Raw genomic sequence first — 21,449 nt, 5'->3', positions numbered from 1 at the left:
CGATCTCTGCGAGGCTAACCGCCGCCGTCCCTCACTGCTTGTCGAAACGCGGCCGGTCCTGCTGCGGCTGCGACTGCGCCGCACCGTTCTGTCCGCTCTCGATGGCCTGCTGGCCGGCCGACGAGCCTCCCGAGAGCTCGGCCTTCATCCGCTGGAGCTCCAGTTCGACGTCGCTGCCGCCGGAGAGCCGGTCCAGTTCGGCGGTGATGTCGTCCTTCGCCATACCGGACGGGTCGTCCAGCGCACCGGACGCCATCAGCTCGTCGATGGCCCCGGCCCGGGCCTGGAGCTGCGCGGTCTTGTCCTCCGCGCGCTGGATGGCCATGCCGACGTCGCCCATCTCCTCGGAGATGCCGGAGAACGCCTCGCCGATCCGGGTCTGCGCCTGGGCGGCCGTGTAGGTGGCCTTGATCGTCTCCTTCTTCGTACGGAAGGCGTCGACCTTGGCCTGGAGCCGCTGCGACGCGAGCGTGAGCTTCTCCTCCTCACCCTGAAGCGTCTGGTGCTGCGTCTCCAGGTCCGTGACCTGCTGTTGCAGCGCGCTGCGCCGGGTCAGCGCCTCGCGGGCCAGGTCCTCACGGCCGAGCGCCAGTGCCTTGCGGCCCTGGTCCTCCAGCTTGGCGGACTGGCCCTGGAGCTGGTTGAGCTGTAGCTCCAGGCGCTTGCGGGAGGTCGCCACGTCGGCGACGCCGCGGCGTACCTTCTGAAGCAGCTCCAGCTGCTTCTGGTACGAGTAGTCGAGGGTTTCGCGCGGGTCTTCGGCCCGGTCCAGGGCCTTGTTGGCCTTCGCGCGGAAGATCATCCCCATCCGCTTCATGACACCATCGCTCATGGGCCTCGCGCGCCCCCTTCTGACCGAGTCACCTCGGGCTTCGGCTCCAGCACATCTACAGACCCCACAGTACGGGCCCTGGTTCCATTACCGCACTGTTCGCGCCCGGATGCGCTCCTCCTCCAGGACGATCGGGGGCGCGGCTTCTCCCGCGCAAGGAGTAGGGAGAGTCCGGACAACCGGCGCGATGTCCGGTCTGTCCTGGTAGGAAGGGGCTTCTGTCCCGGTAAGGCCCCCGTCCCGGGACGCGCCGTTGCCGGATCGTTCCCCGTCGGACCGTGGCTCACCCGCGGCGAGCACGTACCCTTGGGTTTTGTGTTCCGAAGCCGTTCGAAGGATGAGCAGGCCGCGACCGCCAAGGTGACCGCGGACCAGCCCCAGCAGCCCCGCGACCCGCAGGCCCCCAAGGGCCGCCCGACGCCCAAGCGCAGTGACTCCCAGTCGCAGCGCCGCTCGCGTGCGCATACGCCGGCCAACCGCAAGGATGCGGCCAAGGCCCAGCGTGAGGCGCGCCGTGCCGACATGGCCCGCCAGCGTGAGGCGATGGCCAGCGGCGACGAGCGGTATCTGCCGGTGCGCGACAAGGGACCGGTGCGCCGGTTCGCGCGGGACTATGTCGACTCCCGCTGGGCGGTCGCCGAGTTCTTCCTGCCGATGGCCGTGGTGATCCTGGTGCTCACCATGATCCGGGTGCCGTCGATCCAGAGCATCGCGCTGCTGCTGTGGCTCGTGATCATCGTGCTGATCGTGCTCGACTCGGTGCTGATCTGGTTCCGGCTCGGCAAGCTGCTCCAGGAGCGCTTCCCGAACGAGAACCTCAAGGGCGTGAAGGCGTACGCGGTGATGCGCACGCTTCAGATGCGGCGGCTGCGACTGCCGAAGCCGCAGGTCAAGCGGGGCGAGAAGCCGTAGGGCCGGCGCGACCGAATCCTTGACGCCGGGCCGGACCCCTCAGGGGCCCGGCCCGGCGTCTTCGGCTCTCAGGCCTCCGCGTCCGCGTGCAGGCTCATCGGGCCCGCGTAGATCTCGGTGCCGTCCTCGAAGAGCCTGACCTGGTCGGCGCCGCCCTCCAGGAGGGCCTTCCACTCCTCGCCGATCCAGGACTCCGCGTCACCCTGCGTGGTGAACTCCTCGGGTTGCACGGCCGGCGCCGTCTCCGAGCCGTCGGCCTTCTCGAACCGCCACGTCCACGCCATCTGCGCCTCCTGGATCCCACCGAGTACGAGTCTGTGCCACCGCGGAGCGCGTCGAAGTGCCCTCCGCCGGGCCGTGCTTCCGTGCTGATCGGCAGCCTAACGGCCGTGTCGAGTCCGCCCCCGCCGCGCCCGCCGGGCGGGGACGCGAGAAACTCGGCGGTGTGGATGTGACTCTCCTCGGCACCGGGGCCCCGCAGGGGCTGCCGCGCCCCGGCTGCCCGTGTGCCGCCTGTGCGACCGCCGTCGGCGACGAGGCGCGGGCGGCCACCGCGCTGCTCGTCGACGGTGCGCTGCTGATCGATCTGACGCCGGGCCCGGCCTTCGCGGCGGCCCGCGCCGGGCAGTCGCTGGCGGGCGTGCGGCAGGTGCTGCTCTCGCATCCGCACCACGGTCCGGTGCTGGAGGTGCCGGCCGGGCTGCCGCAGCCGGGCCGGGTCGCGGACGGGCGGGAGCTGGCGCTGCTCGACGGGCACCGGGTGCGGGCCGTCGCGGTGGACATCCCGGGGACCGGCTACGAGATCTCCGGCGCCGAGGGCCAGCGGCTGCTGTATCTGCCGCCGGGCGCGGCCCCGTCCGGGCTGGACGGCAACGGCCGGGCGGCGGGCGGCGCTGACCAGGACCCGGGCGGCAACGGCCCGTACGACCTGGTGCTGCTCGATGTGCTGGGGCGGCCCGAGGCGCTGGCCAGGCTGCGGGCGAGCGGGGCGGTCGACGCGGCGACGGATGTGCTCGCGGTGCACCTGGACCACGAGGTGCCGCCGGGGCCCGAGCTGCACCGGCGGCTGGCGGCGGTGGGGGCCCGCGCGGTGGCGGACGGCAGCACGCTGCGGGTCGGCGAGTTCCACGCGGTGCCGGATCTGCCGCGGCGCACGCTGGTGCTGGGCGGCGCGCGCAGCGGGAAATCGGTGGAGGCGGAGCGGCGGCTCGTGGCCTTCCCCGACGTGGTCTACGTGGCCACCGGGGGCACCCGGGACGGCGACGAGGACTGGGCAGAGCGGATCTCGCTGCACCGCGAGCGGCGCCCCAACAGCTGGCGCACCGTCGAGACCTGCGATCTGGTGCCGCTGCTGACCGCGGCCGGGCCCGGCGCGGACCCCGGCGCCCATTGGCCGGACGAGGCGGCACCGCTGCTCATCGACTGTCTGGCGCTGTGGCTGACACATGTGATGGACGAGGTCGGGGCGTGGGACGACGCGACTTGGGAGGCCGGTGGCCGGCGGGCGCTGCGGGAGCGGACCGACGCACTGGTGGCGGCGCTGCGCGCGACGCGCCGCCGGGTGGTGGCGGTCAGCAACGAGGTCGGCTCCGGCGTCGTCCCGGCGACCCCGGCGGGCCGGCGGTTCCGGGACGAACTGGGGCGGCTGAACGCGGCGTTCGGCGCGGAGTGCGAGCAGGTGCTGCTGGTCGTCGCGGGCCAGGCGCTGGCGCTGCGGGGATGACGGGGGTCGGGGATCGGGGGCCGGTATCCGCTTGCGCTGCGTGGATGACGGAGGCCCGGTGGGCACCGTGTCCGCTTGCCCGGGGGCGCGGCGCCGGGTGCTCTTGACCCGTGACCGAATCCGAGCGGACCGAGACGGCGGCGCCGGACGGGTGGGGAGCGCGAGCCCTCCGTGCGCCGCGGGCGCGCGGGCGGCGTTTCGACGCGGCCGTACGCGGCTACCTGGCGCGGTATCCGGAGGCGACGGTGGTCGCGCTCGGGGAGGGGCTGGGTACCGGTTTCTGGCGGCTGGACAACGGGCGGCTGAACTGGCTGACGGTGCTGGCGCCGGAGACCGCCGCGGTGCGCCGGATGCTGCTGCCGGACGGTCCCCGGCGGCGTACGGTCGCCCGCGCGGTGACCGATCACCGCTGGCTGGACGCGGTGCGGGAGCCGGATCTCGGGGTCGTCGTCACCGCGCCGGGAGTGCTGATGCGGCTGCCGCCGCCCGCGGTGCGGGCGCTGCTGGCGGTGTGTGCGGAGCGTTTTCCCGGTGGTGCGCTGGTCTTTGACGCCCTGCCACGGACAACGACGGCGCTGGCCCGGCGGGCCGCCGGGCCGGGCGGCGGCCGGTGGCCGGGTCCGGTGCGCTGGGGGTTGGACCGGGCCGAGCTGCCGCGGGTGGCCGGCGCGCACCCCGGCATCGTCGCGGTGCGCGAGGTCGGCCCGGCGGGGTGGCTGCGCCGGATGCCGGTGCTGGGTGCGCTGACGCCCCTGGTGTGCGAGGTGCGGTTCGCGGCGGCCGGTTCCCCCCGGCGGGCCTCGTCAGCGGTGCGTTGACGGTAATCTGCGCCCAATGAGCGCCCTGAACCTCGATGACTTCGCCCATCTGATCGAGCGCCCCGACGGCGGTGTGCGCCGTGACGCCGAGGAGCGGCGGGCGCGGCTGGCCGTGCCGCCGGGAGCCCTCGGCCGCCTTGACGAACTGGGTGAATGGCTGGCCGCCGCACAGCAGCAGGTGCCGGTGCGGCCGGTCGGGCAGCCGCGGGTGCTGCTGTTCGCCGGCGATCACGGGGTGGCGGAGCTGGGGGTGTCGGCCCGGCCGGCCGGCGGCACCCGGGATCTCGTACGGGCCGTGCTGGACGGGGCGAGCCCGGCCGCGGTGCTGGCGCGGAACACCGGGGTGCCGCTGCGGGTGGTGGACCTGGCGGTGGACTGCGCCCCGGAGGAGCTGCCCGAGGAGGTCACCCGGCACCGGGTGCGGCGGGGTTCGGGACGGATCGATGTCGAGGACGCGCTGACGGCCGAGGAGGCCGAGGCGGCGTTCCGGGCCGGGATGGCGATCGCGGACGAGGAGGCGGACGCGGGCACCGATCTGGTGGTGCTGGGCGATCTGAGCGTCGGCGGGACGACGGTGGCGAGCACGCTGATCGCCGCGCTGTGCGGGACGGACGCCTCGGTGGTCACCGGCCGGGGCGGCGCGGGGATCGACGATCTGGCGTGGATGCGCAAGTGCGCGGCGATCCGCGACGCCCTGCGGCGGGCCCGTCCGGTGCTCGGCGACCAGCTGGAGCTGCTGGCCACGGTCGGCGGCGCGGATCTGACCGCGATCACCGGATTTCTGCTCCAGAGCGCGGTGCGCCGTACTCCGGTGATCCTCGACGGGGTGGTCTCGGCGGCCTGTGCGCTGGTGGCGCAGCGGGTGGCGTTCCGGGCGCCGGACTGGTGGCTGGCCGGGCAGGCGAGCGGGGAGCCGGCGCAGGCGAAGGCTCTTGACCGGATCGCACTCAACCCTCTGCTCGACCACGGCGTCACTGCGGGTGAGGGGACGGGGGCGCTGCTGGCCCTGCCATTGGTGCAGGCGGCCGCGGCCCTGGCGGCAGAACTGCCCGTACGCGACTGACCCGGAGCCGGCCCACCGCGGCCGGCTCCACCGGAAGCGCCCGGGCGGGGCCCGGACCCGGGCGCTCCACTTCACGCCCGTGCCGGACCGACGGCGGCGCCCCATAAGATCGCGCTTTCACGGTTTATGGGAGACATCGCTTGAGTCCGGACGAAGGCCGCCCGCGCGGCTCATGGTCACAGCGTGGTGCCGCGTTCGGCATCTGGTATCTGCGCGCCGTCACCTTCCTCAATTTCCTGAGTGCGGTGTGGGTGTCCTTCGGCAATGACATCCGCCGGCACAACAGCGCGGAATTCTTCACTCCGTATCTGCTGACGGCGGGCTTCGCCTCCGCCGCCTTCTCGCTGTTCCTGTCGGTCACCCTGCGGCGGCGCAAGCGGGCGGCATGGATTCTGAATCTGGTGCTGTCCGGGCTGCTGACGCTGCTGTTCGCCTTCGGGATGGTGGTGGCCCCGGAGTTCCGTGGCCATGTGCAGAACTGGGTGTCGCTGGTATTCACCGCGCTGTTCGCCGTCGCCTTGGTGGCCGGGCGCCGGGAGTTCTCGGCGAAGGGCGACCGGGCGAACCCGAAACTGGCGGCGGCGGTCGCGGCCGGCGGTCTGCTGGCCGCCTCGCTGCTCGCGGCGCTGCTGGTGACCGTCACCAACACCGCGGCCGGTCCCTCGACCTTCGTGCAGCGCTGGCGCTACGGCCTGATGCGGCTGGTGTCGCTGGCCGCCGACGACCGCGCGTTCCCGGAGATCGCCACCCCGAACTGGGTCAATGTCGCGATCAATGTGCTGAGCACGCTGCTGCTGGTCGCGGTCCTGTGGGCGGCCTTCCGGTCGGTACGGAGCACCGAGGCGATCACCGCGGACGACGAGGAGCGGCTGCGGGCCCTGCTGGCGCGGCACGGCGACCGCGACTCGCTGGGCTACTTCGCGCTGCGCCGCGACAAGAGCGTGCTGTTCTCCCCCAGCGGCAAGGCCGCGGTCACCTACCGCGTGGTGGGCGGGGTCTCGCTGGCCTCCGGCGATCCGCTGGGCGACCCCGAGGCCTGGCCGGGGGCGATCGAGGTGTGGCTGGCCGAGGCACGCGAGCACGGCTGGGCGCCGGCGGTGATGGGGGCGAGCGAGGAGGGCGGCACGATCTACGCCCGGCACGGTCTGGACGCGCTGGAGCTGGGCGACGAAGCGATCGTGGACACCGGGGAGTTCACCCTCGGCGGTCGCGCGATGCGCACCGTACGGCAGGCCTACAACCGGATCGAGCGGGCCGGCTACACCGTCCGTATCCGGCGCCACGAGGACATCCCCGCCGCGGAGATGGACCGGCTGCTGGAGCTGGCCGACGACTGGCGCGACGGGGAGACCGAGCGCGGTTTCTCGATGGCGCTGGGCCGGCTCGGCGACCCCGGGGACGGGCGCTGCGTGATGCTCGAATGCCGGAGCGGCGGCACCGGGGACGAGGCCGGCGAACTGCGGGCGCTGCTCAGCTTTGTGCCGTGGGGTGAGAAGGGCCTTTCGCTGGATCTGATGCGCCGGGACCGGAACTCCGAGAACGGGCTGATGGAGTTCATGGTGCTGGAGTTGATCCAGCGGGCGAAAGAGGTGGAGGTCACGCAACTCTCGCTCAACTTCGCGATGTTCCGTTCCGTCTTCGAACGTGGATCGCGACTCGGCGCGGGCCCGGTGCTGCGCCTGTGGCGCTCGCTGCTCAGCTTCTTCTCCCGGTGGTGGCAGATCGAATCGCTCTATCGCGCCAATGCGAAATACCGGCCGATCTGGGAACCGCGGTACATGCTCTTCGAAAAGAGCACCGATTTGCTGCGGATCGGAATCGCCGCCGGCCGCGCGGAAGGCTTTCTGGAAGCACCCGGTCTGCCCAAGTGGCTGAACCGCAAGCACCTGGAGAATGTGAGATGACCTCCGCTGGGGCGGGGCGGCGGCAAGGACCCGCGCCGGGCCGGGGAGGGATGCCCGTCCTGCGTCGCGCCGCGCGCGCCGAGTGGGGCCCGCTGCTGCGGACCGTACGGGCCGCGCTGGCCGCCTCGCGGCTGCGGGCGATCCCGGTGACGCTCACCGCGGTGGGCCTGACCCTGGTCTTCCAGTTCGTGCAGAACCAGGCCTGGGGCTACCGGACGATCCAGAACATCGGCTCCGTACAGGCCGATGAGCATCTGTGGCTGGCGCTGCTGCGCACCCCGCTGTCGCTGTTCGTGCCCGCGCTGGACCTGCCGGTGTGGGGTGCCCTGGCGCAGATCCTGGTGGTCTTCGGGATCGCCGAGATCTGTGTGGGCCGGCGGCAGCTGCTGGCCGTCGCCTACCTCGCCACGCTCGCCGGGACGATGTACGCCCGGATCGGCATCTGGATCGGCCCGGTGAGCCCGCTCGGGCTGCCCGACTCGGACAAGTACGTCACCGACACCGGGCCGTCGGCGGCGGTGGTGGGGCTGGCGGTGTTCGTGTGCTGGCGCTACCGCGCCTGGTTCACCTGTGCCGCGGTGGCGGTGGCGATGGTCGTCGAGGTGGTGTCCATCAAGAACAACCTCGCGGGCAAGGAGCATGTCGCGGCGGTGCTGGCGGTGCTGGTGCTCTGCGGGCTGCTGGAGCTGTGGTCGCCGCACAAGCCCGGCGACGGCCGGCGGGTCAGCGGCTCGGCGCGCCCCCGATGAAGTCCTCGACCCTGCGGCGCAGCGCCGACCAGCGGCGGTCGTGACGGTAGGCGCGGACCCGGGCGCGGGCCCGCGCCTTCGGGCGGCTGCGGTAGAAGCGCCGGGCCCAGGGCGAGTTCGGCCGGGCCAGCCGGATCGCGCCGAAGAGCGCGACGAACGGCACGAACACCCCGACGACCGCGATCCGGCCCTTGCCCTTGATGAGGGCGATCACCGCGAAGAGGAAGTTGACGGCCACCGTCCGCACGACCGTGAAGCGGTCGGTCTCCTCGTCCGGACCGAGTTCATTGACCCCGAACGGCAGGAATCCGGCGAGGATCAGGGCGACCAGGGCGACGGTGAGGATGACGATCTCGACGCTCTTGGTGCCCTCCTCGGTCCAGTACACGTCGTCGAGGTGCAGGATCAGCGCGAACTCGTCCAGGACGAGGCCCACCCCCATCCCGAAGAGCACCGCCGCGACCCCGGTGCCGAAGCCGCGCCGGCCGCCGGCCAGCGCGATGAAGCCGCCGAGGACCATCAGCATCACCCCGGGGACGACATGGTGGATATGGACCCCGCCCGGGGCGATGTTGCGGAACGGTCCCTTGCCCGCGCGGATGAGACGGGTGACGGCCCGGGTCACCAGGAAGGTCAGCACGAACGAGGCGAGCGCGAGCAGCAGCGGCAGCTTCCCCGGCTCGACGATGTTGCGGTACCACCAGTGGCCCATCCCACCCGCTCCCCTTTGTCACGTAAGGACACATAGCCACCATTAGGCCCTGTCCGGGCGGCCGGAACCGGCAGTCAAACGCGGCGGGCGCCCGGATAGCCTGCCGCGGTGACCGAGACCCCCGCTCCCCTGGCCCCGTCCGACGCCCTGCGCTTCGCGTTCGGCACCCTGACCGTGCTGCCGGTCCGCGTCACCCGCTGGGACCGGGCGGCGGCGCGCGGCGGGATGCTCTGCGCGCCGCTGGCCGGGCTGGTCGTCGGGCTGTGCGCGGCCGCGGTCGGCGGGGCGCTGCTGGTGCTCGGCGGCGGGCCGCTGCTCGCCGCGGTCGGCAGCGCCGCGGTGCCCGCCGTGCTCACCCGCGGGCTGCATCTGGACGGGCTCGCCGACACCGCCGACGGCCTGGGCAGCGGCAAGCCCGCCGAGGACGCGCTGCGCATCATGAAGCAGTCCGACATCGGCCCGTTCGGGGTGATCACGCTGCTGTTCACCCTGCTGGCGCAGGTGGCCGCGCTGTCCGAGCGGTACGCGGAGGGCTGGGCGCACGGCGCCGTGGCCGCGGCCGTCGCGGCGGTCACCGCCCGCTGCGCGCTGACCCTTGCCTCCCGCACGGGAGTGCCGGCCGCCCGTCCGGAGGGACTCGGCGCGGCGGTCGCGGGCACCGTCCCGGCGCGCGCGGCGCTGCTGTGTGCGGTGCTGGTGGCCGCCGGATGCGCGGCCGCCGGCGCCGGGTTCGGCCCGTACGGCGCGCTGCACACCGGGCTCGCGGCGCTGTGCGGCCTCGGGCTGGGCGAGTTGCTGCTGCGGCACTGCCGGCGCCGGTTCGGCGGGGTGACCGGTGATGTGTTCGGGGCGCTCGCGGAGAGCGCGGGGCTCGCGGCACTGGTCGTGCTGACGCTCGGTTAGCCTGCCCCGGCGGCCCCTTCCGGGTACCCAACTGGCGTGTACGGAAGGGCAGTTCAGCCGGTACGCCGACAACCGCCGGGGCACCGTTATGTGCCGGTGTGCTATCGGACGGGCCTTGGGGCGCCGCCGAGCGTAGGCTCAGCCGGAGCAGCGCGCTGCGCGCAGACGGATTCCCCGGACGGAACAGGACCCTCATCACCGTGACTGCACTGACCCTCAGTACTTCATCCGCCGCGACGCTGCGCGCGGATGCCGTCGTCGTCGGCGTGGCCAAGGGCGCCAAGGGCGTCGTTGTCGCCCCCGGCGCGGAAGCCGTGGACAAGGCCTTCGGCGGCAAGCTCGCCGCCGTGCTGGAGACCCTCGGCGCGAGTGGTGCCGAGGGCGAGGTGACCAAGCTGCCCGCCGCAGACGGCCTCAAGGCACCGGTCGTACTGGCGGTCGGCCTCGGTGACGCGCCGGCCAAGGGCGACGGCTTCGGCCACGAGGCGCTGCGGCGCGCCGCGGGCAGCGCCGCCCGCGCGCTGACCGGCAGCAAGAAGGCCGGTTTCGCGCTGCCCGTCGAGGACGCCGAGGCGGCCGCCGCGGTGGGCGAGGGCGCGCTGCTCGGCGCGTACTCCTACGCCGCGAACCGGGGCAACGGCGCCGCGAACGGCAAGGACGGCAAGAAGAACGACGCCAAGTCGGCGCCGCTCGGGGAGGTCGCGCTCCTCGGCACCAAGCCGCGCGACAAGGACTTCAAGGCCGCCGCCGCCCGCTCCGAGGCGCTGGCCGCGGAGGTCAACCGCGCCCGTGACCTGATCAACATGCCGCCCAACGACCTCGACCCGAAGACCTTCGCGGCCGAGGCGCAGGCGGCGGCCAAGGAGTTCGGCCTCAAGGTCGAGGTGCTCGACGAGAAGGCGCTCAAGAAGGGCGGCTACGGCGGTCTGATGGGCGTCGGCCAGGGCTCGCAGGCCCCGCCGCGGCTGGTGCGGATCGCGTACACCCACCCCAAGGCCGAGAAGACCCTGGCGCTGGTCGGCAAGGGCATCACCTACGACTCGGGCGGCATCTCGCTCAAGCCGGCCGGCCACAACGAGACCATGAAGTGCGACATGAGCGGTGCGGCCGCGGTGTTCGCCGCGGTCGTGGCCGCCGCCCGGCTGGGCCTGGCGGTGAACCTCACCGGCTGGCTGGCGCTCGCCGAGAACATGCCGTCCGGCTCCGCCACCCGTCCCGGTGACGTCCTGACCATGTACAGCGGCAAGACCGTCGAGGTGCTCAACACCGACGCCGAGGGCCGGCTGGTGCTGGCCGACGCGCTGACCCGCGCGTCGGAGGAGTCGCCGGACGCGATCGTGGACGTCGCCACCCTGACCGGCGCGATGGTGCTGGCGCTGGGCCACCGCACCTTCGGGATCATGGCCAACGACGACGCTTTCCGTACCTCGGTCCACGAGATCGCCGAGGAGGCGGGCGAGCAGTCCTGGCCGATGCCGATGCCGTCCGAGCTGCGCAAGGGCATGGACACCCCGGTCGCCGACCTCGCCAACATGGGCGAGCGGATGGGCGGCGGCCTGGTCGCCGGCCTGTTCCTGAAGGAGTTCGTCGGCGAGGGCATCACCTGGGCCCACCTGGACATCGCGGGCCCGGCCTTCCACGAGGGCGCGCCCTGGGGCTACACCCCCAAGGGCGGCACCGGCTCCGCGGTGCGCACCCTGGTCCGGCTCGCCGAGCGCACCGCCGCGGGCGACCTGGGCTGACGGACCGCGCCGGGGCCTTCCCCGCCGATCCCGTGATATCCGCCACGGCCCCGGGCAGCCCGCCCGGGGCCGTCGGCACGGGTGCGCCGCGCGGCCGTCCCGCGTTCGCCCTCGACGAAATCCGTACGTCCACGCGTTTCCGGCCACCGCCCCTCCCCGGTAATGCCGCGCGGTACCGCATATTCCGTACGCCTCAGTAACCCGTACGGGGCGGCCGATCGCCGTCCCACAGCCCGGCCCGCCGTCCCGGCTTCACGGAACAAGTGCGAAGATGGGTTCTCGGCAGGACAGGGCCCCCCTTACCCAGGGCCGAAGTAAAAGCGGCCGAACCACAGCCGCCGTCCGGTCATTGGAGACCGGCTCCGGCGTACCCATGCATGGAGGACGTGACGTGGCGAACGACGCCAGCACCGTTTTCGACCTAGTGATCCTCGGAGGCGGTAGCGGTGGTTACGCCGCTGCCCTGCGCGGGGCGCAGCTGGGCCTGGACGTCGCCCTGATCGAGAAGAACAAGCTCGGCGGCACCTGCCTGCACAACGGCTGCATCCCCACCAAGGCGCTGCTGCACGCCGGTGAGATCGCGGATCAGGCTCGTGAGGCCGCCCAGTTCGGTGTCAAGACCTCGTACGAGGGCATCGACATCGCGGGCGTCCACAAGTACAAGGACGAGGTCATCTCGGGCCTGTACAAGGGCCTCCAGGGGCTGGTCGCCTCCCGCAAGGTGACCTACATCGAGGGCGAGGGCCGGCTGTCCTCCCCGACCTCTGTCGATGTGAACGGCCAGCGTGTCCAGGGCCGCCACGTCCTGCTGGCGACCGGCTCGGTGCCGAAGTCGCTGCCGGGCCTGGACATCGACGGCAACCGCATCATCTCCTCGGACCACGCGCTCACGCTGGACCGCGTGCCGAAGTCCGCGATCGTGCTGGGCGGCGGCGTCATCGGCGTCGAGTTCGCCTCCGCGTGGAAGTCCTTCGGCACCGACGTGACCATCATCGAGGGCCTCAAGCACCTCGTCCCGGTCGAGGACGAGAACAGCTCCAAGCTACTGGAGCGGGCCTTCCGCAAGCGCGGCATCAAGTTCAACCTCGGCACCTTCTTCGACAAGGCCGAGTACACCGCCGACGGCGTCAAGGTCACCCTCGCCGACGGCAAGACCTTCGAGGCCGAGGTGCTGCTGGTCGCGATCGGCCGCGGGCCGGTCTCGGCGGGCCTGGGCTACGAGGAGCAGGGCGTCGCGATGGACCGCGGCTATGTCCTGGTCGACGAGTACATGCAGACCAACGTGCCGACCATCTCGGCCGTCGGTGACCTCGTTCCCACCCTCCAGCTCGCGCACGTCGGCTTCGCCGAGGGCATGCTGGTGGCGGAGCGGCTGGCCGGTCAGAAGACCGTGCCGATCGACTACGACGGCGTGCCGCGCGTGACGTACTGCCACCCCGAGGTCGCTTCGGTGGGTATCACCGAGGCCAAGGCCAAGGAGCTGTACGGCGCCGACAAGGTCGTCGCTCTCAAGTACAACCTCGCGGGCAACGGCAAGAGCAAGATCCTGAAGACCACGGGCGAGATCAAGCTCGTCCAGGTCAAGGACGGTGCCGTGGTCGGCGTCCACATGGTCGGTGACCGTATGGGCGAGCAGGTCGGTGAGGCCCAGCTGGTCTACAACTGGGAGGCCCTGCCGGCCGAAGTTGCGCAGCTCGTGCACGCGCACCCGACGCAGAACGAGGCGCTCGGCGAGGCCCACCTGGCCCTGGCCGGCAAGCCTCTCCACTCCCACGACTGACCCCAGTCCCGGGCGCGACCACATCCGCACCACACTTGTAAGGAGCAACTGAAACCATGGCGGTTTCCGTAACCCTGCCGGCGCTCGGCGAGAGCGTCACCGAGGGCACCGTCACTCGCTGGCTCAAGGCCGAGGGTGAGCGCGTCGAGGCCGACGAGCCGCTGCTCGAGGTGTCGACCGACAAGGTCGACACCGAGATCCCGGCCCCGGCCGCCGGCGTCCTGACCGCCATCAAGGTGGCCGAGGACGAGACCGTGGAGGTCGGCGCCGAGCTGGCCGTCATCGACGACGGCACCGGCGCGCCTGCCGCTGCCCCGGCCCCGGCCGCTGCCGAGGCCCCCGCGGCCGAGCCGCAGCCCGAGCCGGCCCCGGCCCCCGCTGCCGAGGCCCCCGCCCCCGCCGCTGCCCCCGCGGGCGGCGCCGAGGGCACCGACGTCGTCCTCCCCGCGCTCGGCGAGAGCGTCACCGAGGGCACCGTCACCCGCTGGCTGAAGGAGGTCGGCGAGGAGGTCACGGCCGACGAGCCGCTGCTGGAGGTCTCCACCGACAAGGTCGACACCGAGATCCCCGCCCCGGCCTCCGGCACCCTGCTGGAGATCGTGGTCGGTGAGGACGAGACCGCCGAGGTCGGCGCCAAGCTCGCCGTCATCGGTGCCGCGGGTGCGGCCCCGGCCGCCGCGCCGGCTCCGGCCGCCCCGGCCCCCGCCGCCGCGCCGGCTCCGGCGCCCGCCCCGGCTCCGGCTCCGGCTGCTGCCGCCCCGGCGCCCGCCGCCCCGGCCGCTCCGGCTCCGGCCCCCGCGCCGGCTCCGGCCGCTGCCCCGGCTCCGGCTCCGGCTGCTGCCGCCCCGGCGCCCGCCGCCCCCGCCGCCCCGGCCCCGGCCGCCGGTGAGGGCGCGTACGTCACCCCGCTGGTGCGCAAGCTCGCCGCCGAGAACGGTGTCGACCTCGCCACGGTCAAGGGCACCGGCGTCGGTGGCCGTATCCGCAAGCAGGACGTCATCGCCGCCGCCGAGGCCGCCAAGGCCGCCGCGCCGGCCGCCGCCGCCCCGGCCGTGTCGAAGGCTCCGGCCATCGAGGCGTCGCCGCTGCGCGGTCAGACCGTCAAGATGCCGCGGATGCGCAAGGTCATCGGCGACAACATGATGAAGGCCCTGCACAGCCAGGCGCAGCTGACCTCCGTGGTCGAGGTGGACATCACCAAGATCATGCGGATGCGCAACCAGGCCAAGGACGGGTTCGCGCAGCGTGAGGGCGTCAAGCTCTCCCCGATGCCGTTCTTCGTCAAGGCCGCGGTCCAGGCGCTGAAGGCCCACCCGGTCATCAACGCCCGGATCAACGAGGACGAGGGCACCATCTCCTACTTCGACACCGAGAACGTCGGTATCGCGGTGGACGCGGAGAAGGGCCTGATGACCCCGGTCATCAAGGACGCCGGTGACCTCAACATCGCCGGTATCGCCCGCAAGACGGCGGACCTGGCGGGCAAGGTCCGCGCGAACAAGATCACGCCGGACGAGCTGTCCGGTGCGACCTTCACCATCAGCAACACCGGTTCGCGCGGCGCCCTGTTCGACACCGTCATCGTGCCCCCGAACCAGGTCGGCATCCTGGGCATCGGTGCCACCGTCAAGCGCCCGGTGGTCATCAACCACCCGGACCTCGGCGAGACCATCGCGGTGCGCGACATGACCTACCTCGCGCTCTCCTACGACCACCGTCTGGTGGACGGCGCCGACGCCGCCCGCTACCTGACCACGGTCAAGCAGATCCTGGAGGCCGCCGAGTTCGAGACCGAGATCGGTCTCTGAGTCCCGGCAGTCGCGCAGCAGGCGTGTCCTAGGGGCCGGCCCCGGTTCGTATGAGCCGGGGCCGGCCCTTTTGCGTCCCCCGGCCGCGTGCCGGGGTGCGCGTCCACCTCGCGGCTTTTGACCGGCCCCCCGCGCGCCTCCCGGATAATGGCCCTCTGTCACCGCCCGCTCTGAAGGAGCACCTCATGACCCCGCCCGTCGTCCATTCGCTGCGCGAGCAGATCCGCGAGCACATCCTCGAGGGGATCGTCAGCGGCCGCTGGCAGCCGGGCGAGCGGATCGTGGAGCGGCGGATCGCGGTGGAGCTGGAGGTCAGCCAGACTCCCGTACGGGAGGCGCTGCGGGAGCTGGAGTCGCTCCAGCTGATCGAGTCGGCGCCGAACAAGGGCGTACGGGTACGGAACCTGACCGCCGACGACCTCAAGGAGAGCTACCCGGTGCGGGCCGGGCTGGAGCAGGTGGCCGCCGAGCTGGCCGCGGGGCGGCTGGCCGAGAACACCGCGGCGCTGGAGCGGGAGGTGGCAGCGCTGCGGGAGGCGGATCTGGCCGGTGACGGGGAGGCGCAGGTGCGGCACACGGTCGCCTTCCACCGGGAGATCGTGCGGGCGGCCGGGAACGCCGTGCTGCTGCACACCTGGGAGTCGCTGGGCATCGAGGTCTGGACGACGCTGTCGATCCGCTGGTTCAGCCCGGAGCCGCGCTCGCACGCCCAGGACCACCAGGAGATCGTGGACGCGTTCCGGCGGCGCGATCCGAAGATCGGCGCCCTGCTCAAGTCGCATGTCCTGAGCTGCGCACCCCGGGTCTGAGACGGGTCCGGGAGGAGCCGGCGGACCCTCTGCGGGACTGGCACGCGGTGCCCGAAATCGCGGCACCCCGTGCCGACCTGCGGGTTTTCCTTCGTTGAGCGTTGATCGATCATCGATCAGAGGCGTATCGTCCTCCTTCGGGGCGCGACAACCCTGCCTGCCGAACTCGTAGGGGGTGTCGTCGAGGCCGCCGTCCACCCTGAGGACGCGGCCCGATCACGACGGCACCCCCGAGCTATCTCCCGTCCGGAAAGGGGCCACCCATGCCCGATCCCGTGCGCCTGCCGTACAGCCAGCTCGACCAGCTCCCGGATCGCGACCCCGAGGAGACGACCGAGTGGCGCGAGTCGCTCGACGCCGTCACCAAGGCAGCGGGCCCGCATCGCGCCGCGTACCTCATGCGCCGTGCCCTTGAGCACACCGCGCGCACCGAGGGCACCGCCCTGCCGTCCCTCCTGGAGACGGACTACGTCAACACCATCCCGACCTCCGCCGAGCCCGCCTTCCCCGGCGACGAGGCGATGGAGGCCAGGATCACCGCCTGGAACCGCTGGAACGCCGCCGCGATGGTCACCCGCGGCTCCGCGCTGGGCCTCGGCGGCCACATCGCCACCTTCGCCTCCGCCGCCTGGCTCTACGAGACCGGCTTCCAGCACTTCTTCCGCGGCAAGGAAGGCGACGGCAGCGGCGACCAGCTCTACATCCAGGGCCACGCCTCCCCCGGCGTCTACGCCCGCGCCTTCCTCGAAGGCCGCCTCACCGAGGACCACCTCGACCGCTTCCGCCAGGAGACCGGCGGCGAGGGCCTGCCGTCCTACCCGCACCCGCGGCGGCTGCCCTGGCTGTGGGAGTTCCCCACCGTCTCCATGGGGCTGGGCCCGCTCTCCGCGATCTACCAGGCGCGCTTCAACCGCTACCTGGAGCACCGCGGCATCAAGGACACCGCCAACTCCCACGTCTGGGCCTTCCTCGGCGACGGCGAGATGGACGAGCCCGAGTCGACCGCCGCCCTGGCGCTGGCCGGCCGCGAGGGCCTGGACAACCTGACCTTCGTCATCAACTGCAACCTCCAGCGCCTCGACGGGCCGGTCCGCCCCAACTTCAAGATCGTGCAGGAGCTGGAGGCCCAGTTCCGCGCGGCCGGCTGGAACGTCGTCAAGTCGCTGTGGGGCCGCGCCTGGGACGAGGTCTTCGCCCTCGACACCGACGGCGCCCTGATCCGGCGCCTGGGCGAGACCCCCGACGCGCAGTTCCAGACCTACGCCACCCGCGACGCCGCCTACCTGCGCGAGCACTTCTTCGGTGCGAACGAGTCGCTTCAGGCGATCGCCCGCACGCTGTCCGACGCCAAGCTGCTGGAGCTGTTCCAGACCTCCCGGGCCGGCCACGAGCCGCGCAAGGTGTACGCCGCCTACAAGGCCGCCGTCGAGCACAAGGGCGCGCCGACCGTCATCCTGGCGCAGACCGTCAAGGGCTACACCCTCGGCGCGGGCTTCGAGTCCCGCAACGCCAACCACCAGATGAAGAAGCTCACCATGGCGGAGTTCCGCACCATGCGTGACGTGCTCGAACTCCCCATCCCGGACAGCGCGCTGGAGGGCGACCAGGTGCCGTATTGGCGCCCCGCCGACGACTCCCCCGAGATGGTCTACCTGCGCGAGCGGCGCGCCGCCCTCGACGGCCCGGCCCCCGCCCGCAAGGTCGTCGCCAAGCCGCTGCCGATGCCCGCCGACAAGGCCTTCGACGCGCTGAAGAAGGGCTCCGGCAGCCAGGAGATCGCCACCACCATGGCGTTCGTCCGGCTGATCAAGGACCTGATGCGGGACAAGGAGACCGGCAAGCGCTGGGTCCCCATCGTCCCCGACGAGGCCCGTACCTTCGGCATGGAGTCGCTCTTCCCGACGGCCGGCCTCTACTCCCCCAAGGGCGCCACGTACGACCCCGTCGACCGTGACCAGCTCCTCTGGTACAAGGAAGCCAAGGACGGCCAGATCCTCAACGAGGGCATCACCGAGGCCGGTTCACTCGCCGACTTCACCGCCGCTGCGACCTCGTACGCGACGCACGGCGAGCCGATGATCCCCTTCTACATCTTCTACTCGATGTTCGGCTGGCAGCGCACCGCCGACCAGTTCTGGGCGCTGGCCGACCAGTTGGGCCGCGGCTTCGTCATCGGTGCGACCGCCGGCCGCACCACGATGACCGGCGAGGGCCTCCAGCACGCCGACGGCCACTCGCACCTGATCGCCTCCACCAACCCGGCGGCGCTCTCCTACGACCCGGCCTTCGCCTACGAGGTCGCGGTCATCGTCAAGGAGGGTCTGCGCCGGATGTACGGCCCGGACGCCGAGGACGTCTTCTACTACCTCACGGTCTACAACGAGACCAAGGTCCAGCCGGCCATGCCGGAGGGCGTCGAGGAGGGCATCCTCAAGGGCCTGTACCGCTTCAACGAGGGCCCCCGGCCCGAGGCCGACAGCCCGCAGCTCCAGCTGCTGGCGTCCGGCACCGCCATCCACTGGGCCCTGGAGGCGCAGCAGCTGCTGGCCGCCGACTGGGGTGTCGCGGCGGACGTCTGGTCGGCCCCGTCCTGGACGGAGCTGCGCCGGGACGCCCTGGAGTGCGATGCCGCCCGTCTGGACGGCGAGGACCGCATCCCGTACGTCACCCGTGCCCTGGCCGGCGCCCCCGGCCCGGTCATCGCGGTCAGCGACTGGATGCGCGCGGTCCCCGACCAGATCGCCCCCTGGGTCGAGCAGGACTGGACCTCCATCGGCACCGACGGCTTCGGCCTCTCCGACACCCGCGAGGCGGCCCGCCGCCACTTCGGTGTCGACCCCCAGTCGGTCGTCGTCCAGGCCCTGGCCGCCCTCGCCCGCCGCGGCGAGGTCAAGCCGGAGGCCGTCAAGGAGGCCAAGGAGCGCTACGGCCTCTGAACCACGGGCCGCGCCGCGGCCGTGTAGGGGCGGCGGCCCGCCGCCCCACGCCCCCTAGGGGCACCCCGATCTCCCGTGCGGAGGCCACCCTTCCCGCGCCCGGGGCCTCCGCACGGGAACCCACCACCGGCCCGGCCCGTCACGCCCTGACTACGGCCGGGCCGGGCTTTCCTTGTGGCCGCTTGCCGGTTTGCCGTGGGCTGGGCGTCGTGCGCCTTCTGTTTGTGGGTGGCGGGTCGGAGGGGACGTCCGGTACCCCGGCCCCGTAGCTTGGGCGCGGGCCGAGCCGGGCCGTAAGGCGCGGTGCCACCGGCCGGCAGTCGGCAACGGGGGACGGTCGGAGGGGATGTACCGGGGCCCGCCCGCAGGACCGGAGCAAACGCCGGGGCAATCAATCGCACGTAGCCGCGTCGCCCGCGCCGAGGACGGGCCCCGGTGCGTCCCCTCCGACCCCCGCGGCAACCACGCACCCCCGCAACGGCGCAAGCCACAACGGCCCCGCACCAAACAACGTACGGCGCCAAAACAGGGGCGCGGGGAACTGCGCGCCCAGCCACAACCGCACCCGCACCCGCACCCGCACCCGCACCCGCACCCGCACCCGCAGACAAAAAGCACGACCAACGGCCACTGTCAGTGGCCCCCCACATCATGGACCCATGCGCGCAGCCCGACTGATCAAGATGGTGTTGCTACTCCAGTCACGACCGTCCATGACGGCGGCCGAGCTCGCACGGGAGCTGGAGGTCTCGGAGCGCACGGTCGCCCGAGACGTCCTCTCGCTGTCCGAGGCGGGCGTGCCCGTCTACGCGGACCGCGGCCGAGCGGGCGGCTACCGCCTCATAGGCGGCTACCGCACCCGCCTCACCGGCCTCGGCCGCAGCGAGGCGGAGGCGCTCTTCCTGTCCGGAGTGCCGTCCGCCCTCCGCGAGATGGGGCTCGCGGACGCCGCGTCCGCGGCCCGGCTGAAGGTCTCCGCCGCCCTGCTGCCCGAGCTGCGGGACGCCGCGACGGGCGTCGCCCAGCGCTTCCATCTCGACGCCCCCGCCTGGTATCAGGAGCCCGAGACCCCCGCCCTGCTGCCCGAGATCGCCGACGCGGTCTGGGACGACCGCAGGATCACCGCCCGCTACCTCCGCAAGGACACCGAGGTGGAGCGGGAGTTGGAGCCGTACGGCCTGGTGCTGAAGGCGGGGGTCTGGTATCTGGCGGCGCGTACGGAGGGGGACTACCGCGTCTACCGGGTCGACAGGTTCACCGCCGTGGCAGCCGCGGAACGCGCCAGCGCCTCCGGAGCCCAGCCCACCGGGTCCGAGGCCGCCGGGCCCGAGGCCGCCGGGCCCGAGGCCGCCAACGAACGGTTCACCCGCGACGCGACCTTCGACCTCCCGGCGTTCTGGGCGGAGCGGGCGGCCCAGTTCGCCCGGTCGATCCTGCGGGAGCAGGTCGTGCTGCGCCTCTCCGCGAACGGCGTCCGCCAGCTGCCGTACGTCACCGAACGCGCGGCGGCCCGCGAGGCGATCGCCCGGGCGCAGTCCGAGGACGGCCCCGACGAACAGGGCCGGCTGACGGTCACCCTCGCCGTGGAGTCCGCCGACGTCGCCTACGCCCAGCTGCTGGCACTGGGCCCGGAGGGCGAAATACTCGCGCCCCCCGAGCTCCGCACCCGCTTCACCACGGCCGCCCACCGGACAGCCGCGCTGTACGCATGACCGCACGCCCCAAAGGCACGCCGGGAACTACCCGACCAGCCACGACACAGCCGCAACCGCATGACCGCACCAGTGAAAACCGCGCGCCCCGTCGAGAACCTAGCGATAGTCCGCCGCACTCCCCTCCCCGCCCCCGAAGACCACCTCCTCGAAGTACCGGAACCCATCCGGCCGGGACCCATCCGTATCCGTGAAGTCGTACTCCTTCGCCAACTGGCCGCTGGAGAGCGACTGCCCGCTCCAGCGCGCCTTGTCCGGGTCGGCGGCCAGCGCCCGCAGCCCGCGGGCGATCAGGGCGGGAGACTCGGCGATGGCGAAGTGCGGTTCCTGGGCGACCGCGTCGCGCCAGGTCTCCTCCGTCACCCCGAAGTGGTCCAGCATCTCCTCGGACCGCAGAAAGCCGGGGGTGAGCGAGACGGCCGTGCCGCCGTGTTCCTTGAGTTCGGCCGCGAGGCCGAAGGCGATGCGGTGCGGGGCGTTCTTGGTGAGGTCGAAGCAGAGGTTTTCGCGGTACCGGCGGTTGAAGGCGGCGGTGCCGTCGGTGACTTCGACGACCAGGCCGCCGGGCCGCCGGATCAGCAGCGGCAGGGCGTAATGGCCGGTGATGATGTGGGTGTCGATGCCGAGCCGGAACATCCGCAGCCCGTTTTCCAGGTCGAGGTCCCACAGCCTGGTGTCGAACTCGATCAGCCGGTCGCCGCCCCAGAGGCTGTTGACCAGCACGTCCAGCCGGCCTTGTTCCCGGTCGATGCGCTCGGTCAGGGCCTTGACCTGCGCGGGATCCAGATGGTCGGTGGGTACGGCGATACCGGTGCCGCCCGCCGCGGTCACCAGCTCCGCGGTCTGCTCGATCGTCTCCGTGGGCCGGCCGACCTCACTGGTCCGTTCCCGGGTGGTCCGCCCCGTGACATAGACCAGGGCGCCGGCCCGGCCCAGCTCCACCGCCATGGCCCGGCCCGCGCCCCGGGTCGCCCCGGCGACCAGCGCCACCCGTTCCGCCAGTTCCTTCTGTCCGGTCACGTCCGCCACTCCTCGCTGTCAGGTGC

Annotated in this window: 17 protein-coding genes; 13 read left to right on the top strand and 4 right to left on the bottom strand. The window is 72.6% G+C overall.

Going from position 1 to position 21,449, the window contains the following annotated elements; translation table 11 throughout:
* Positions 1–31 precede the first annotated feature (31 nt).
* Positions 32–817: a PspA/IM30 family protein gene (locus AC3EUV_RS26825; protein WP_432146705.1), complete on the bottom strand. Its 786-nt coding sequence runs from the start codon at positions 815–817 to the stop codon at positions 32–34.
* Between the two features lie 330 nt (positions 818–1,147).
* Here AC3EUV_RS26825 and AC3EUV_RS26820 point away from each other — a divergent pair, with 330 nt between their 5' ends.
* Positions 1,148–1,744, top strand: coding sequence for a DUF3043 domain-containing protein (locus AC3EUV_RS26820; protein ID WP_362833950.1), 597 nt, complete (start codon positions 1,148–1,150; stop codon positions 1,742–1,744).
* Between the two features lie 68 nt (positions 1,745–1,812).
* On the opposite strand, the gene AC3EUV_RS26815 is transcribed toward AC3EUV_RS26820, so the two are convergent.
* Entirely contained in the window at positions 1,813–2,028 is a 216-nt protein-coding gene (locus AC3EUV_RS26815; protein ID WP_432146695.1) for a hypothetical protein, read from the bottom strand.
* Positions 2,029–2,189: 161 nt separating this feature from the next.
* Between AC3EUV_RS26815 and AC3EUV_RS26810 the strand changes: the two genes are divergently transcribed.
* From AC3EUV_RS26810 to AC3EUV_RS26790, 5 genes are all read left to right on the top strand, one after another.
* Positions 2,190–3,467 carry a bifunctional adenosylcobinamide kinase/adenosylcobinamide-phosphate guanylyltransferase gene (locus AC3EUV_RS26810; RefSeq protein WP_435604063.1) on the top strand — a complete coding sequence of 426 codons (1,278 nt, stop codon included), beginning with the start codon at positions 2,190–2,192 and terminating at the stop codon, positions 3,465–3,467.
* Positions 3,468–3,577: 110 nt separating this feature from the next.
* Positions 3,578–4,285 carry a class I SAM-dependent methyltransferase gene (locus tag AC3EUV_RS26805; RefSeq protein ID WP_432146697.1) on the top strand — a complete coding sequence of 236 codons (708 nt, stop codon included), beginning with the start codon at positions 3,578–3,580 and terminating at the stop codon, positions 4,283–4,285.
* Between the two features lie 16 nt (positions 4,286–4,301).
* Entirely contained in the window at positions 4,302–5,348 is a 1,047-nt protein-coding gene (gene cobT, locus AC3EUV_RS26800) for a nicotinate-nucleotide--dimethylbenzimidazole phosphoribosyltransferase (protein WP_435604062.1), read from the top strand.
* A gap of 140 nt (positions 5,349–5,488) precedes the next feature.
* Positions 5,489–7,252: a phosphatidylglycerol lysyltransferase domain-containing protein gene (locus AC3EUV_RS26795; protein ID WP_435604061.1), complete on the top strand. Its 1,764-nt coding sequence runs from the start codon at positions 5,489–5,491 to the stop codon at positions 7,250–7,252.
* Between the two features lie 50 nt (positions 7,253–7,302).
* On the top strand, positions 7,303–8,001 hold the full coding sequence (locus AC3EUV_RS26790; protein ID WP_432146700.1) for a hypothetical protein: 699 nt from the start codon (positions 7,303–7,305) through the stop codon (positions 7,999–8,001).
* On the opposite strand, the gene AC3EUV_RS26785 is transcribed toward AC3EUV_RS26790, so the two are convergent.
* On the bottom strand, positions 7,976–8,713 hold the full coding sequence (locus tag AC3EUV_RS26785; protein WP_432146701.1) for a hypothetical protein: 738 nt from the start codon (positions 8,711–8,713) through the stop codon (positions 7,976–7,978). The genes AC3EUV_RS26790 and AC3EUV_RS26785 overlap by 26 nt on opposite strands.
* A 108-nt stretch (positions 8,714–8,821) precedes the next feature.
* Here AC3EUV_RS26785 and AC3EUV_RS26780 point away from each other — a divergent pair, with 108 nt between their 5' ends.
* The 7 genes from AC3EUV_RS26780 (at position 8,822) to AC3EUV_RS26750 (ending at position 20,403) form a co-directional block, all read left to right on the top strand.
* Positions 8,822–9,616: an adenosylcobinamide-GDP ribazoletransferase gene (locus AC3EUV_RS26780; RefSeq protein ID WP_435604060.1), complete on the top strand. Its 795-nt coding sequence runs from the start codon at positions 8,822–8,824 to the stop codon at positions 9,614–9,616.
* 200 nt (positions 9,617–9,816) lie between these two features.
* A complete protein-coding gene (locus AC3EUV_RS26775) occupies positions 9,817–11,358 on the top strand; it encodes a leucyl aminopeptidase (RefSeq protein ID WP_432146703.1) in 1,542 nt (513 codons plus the stop codon).
* A gap of 391 nt (positions 11,359–11,749) precedes the next feature.
* The gene (lpdA, locus tag AC3EUV_RS26770; RefSeq protein WP_042161876.1) at positions 11,750–13,138 is read left to right on the top strand and encodes a dihydrolipoyl dehydrogenase; all 1,389 of its coding nucleotides are present in this window, start codon (positions 11,750–11,752) and stop codon (positions 13,136–13,138) included.
* Between the two features lie 56 nt (positions 13,139–13,194).
* The gene (gene sucB / locus AC3EUV_RS26765; RefSeq protein ID WP_435604059.1) at positions 13,195–14,946 is read left to right on the top strand and encodes a 2-oxoglutarate dehydrogenase, E2 component, dihydrolipoamide succinyltransferase; all 1,752 of its coding nucleotides are present in this window, start codon (positions 13,195–13,197) and stop codon (positions 14,944–14,946) included.
* Positions 14,947–15,131: 185 nt separating this feature from the next.
* Positions 15,132–15,755, top strand: a complete 624-nt coding sequence (locus AC3EUV_RS26760) for a GntR family transcriptional regulator (protein WP_387249856.1) — start codon at positions 15,132–15,134, stop codon at positions 15,753–15,755.
* A gap of 263 nt (positions 15,756–16,018) precedes the next feature.
* Positions 16,019–18,691, top strand: a complete 2,673-nt coding sequence (aceE, locus tag AC3EUV_RS26755; protein WP_435604058.1) for a pyruvate dehydrogenase (acetyl-transferring), homodimeric type — start codon at positions 16,019–16,021, stop codon at positions 18,689–18,691.
* Between the two features lie 659 nt (positions 18,692–19,350).
* Positions 19,351–20,403, top strand: coding sequence for a helix-turn-helix transcriptional regulator (locus AC3EUV_RS26750; RefSeq protein ID WP_435604057.1), 1,053 nt, complete (start codon positions 19,351–19,353; stop codon positions 20,401–20,403).
* 99 nt (positions 20,404–20,502) lie between these two features.
* Here the strand turns inward: AC3EUV_RS26750 and AC3EUV_RS26745 are convergent, their stop codons facing one another.
* Complete coding sequence (locus AC3EUV_RS26745; protein WP_432146506.1) at positions 20,503–21,423, bottom strand: SDR family oxidoreductase; 921 nt, start codon at positions 21,421–21,423, stop codon at positions 20,503–20,505.
* Positions 21,424–21,449: the final 26 nt, after the last annotated feature.

This window comes from Streptomyces sp. bgisy130 (assembly GCF_057708345.1).
Note: the sequence above shows the minus strand (reverse complement) of the source record. Positions and strands in the feature narration are given on the sequence as shown.

Coding starts and splice junctions, on each gene's coding strand:
- AC3EUV_RS26825 (WP_432146705.1), bottom strand. CDS start 817: ATGAAGCGGATGGGGATGATCTTCCGCGCGAAGGCCAACAAGGCCCTG.
- AC3EUV_RS26815 (WP_432146695.1), bottom strand. CDS start 2,028: ATGGCGTGGACGTGGCGGTTCGAGAAGGCCGACGGCTCGGAGACGGCG.
- cobT (WP_435604062.1), top strand. CDS start 4,302: ATGAGCGCCCTGAACCTCGATGACTTCGCCCATCTGATCGAGCGCCCC.
- AC3EUV_RS26790 (WP_432146700.1), top strand. CDS start 7,303: ATGCCCGTCCTGCGTCGCGCCGCGCGCGCCGAGTGGGGCCCGCTGCTG.
- AC3EUV_RS26785 (WP_432146701.1), bottom strand. CDS start 8,713: ATGGGCCACTGGTGGTACCGCAACATCGTCGAGCCGGGGAAGCTGCCG.
- sucB (WP_435604059.1), top strand. CDS start 13,195: ATGGCGGTTTCCGTAACCCTGCCGGCGCTCGGCGAGAGCGTCACCGAG.
- AC3EUV_RS26760 (WP_387249856.1), top strand. CDS start 15,132: ATGACCCCGCCCGTCGTCCATTCGCTGCGCGAGCAGATCCGCGAGCAC.
- aceE (WP_435604058.1), top strand. CDS start 16,019: ATGCCCGATCCCGTGCGCCTGCCGTACAGCCAGCTCGACCAGCTCCCG.
- AC3EUV_RS26750 (WP_435604057.1), top strand. CDS start 19,351: ATGCGCGCAGCCCGACTGATCAAGATGGTGTTGCTACTCCAGTCACGA.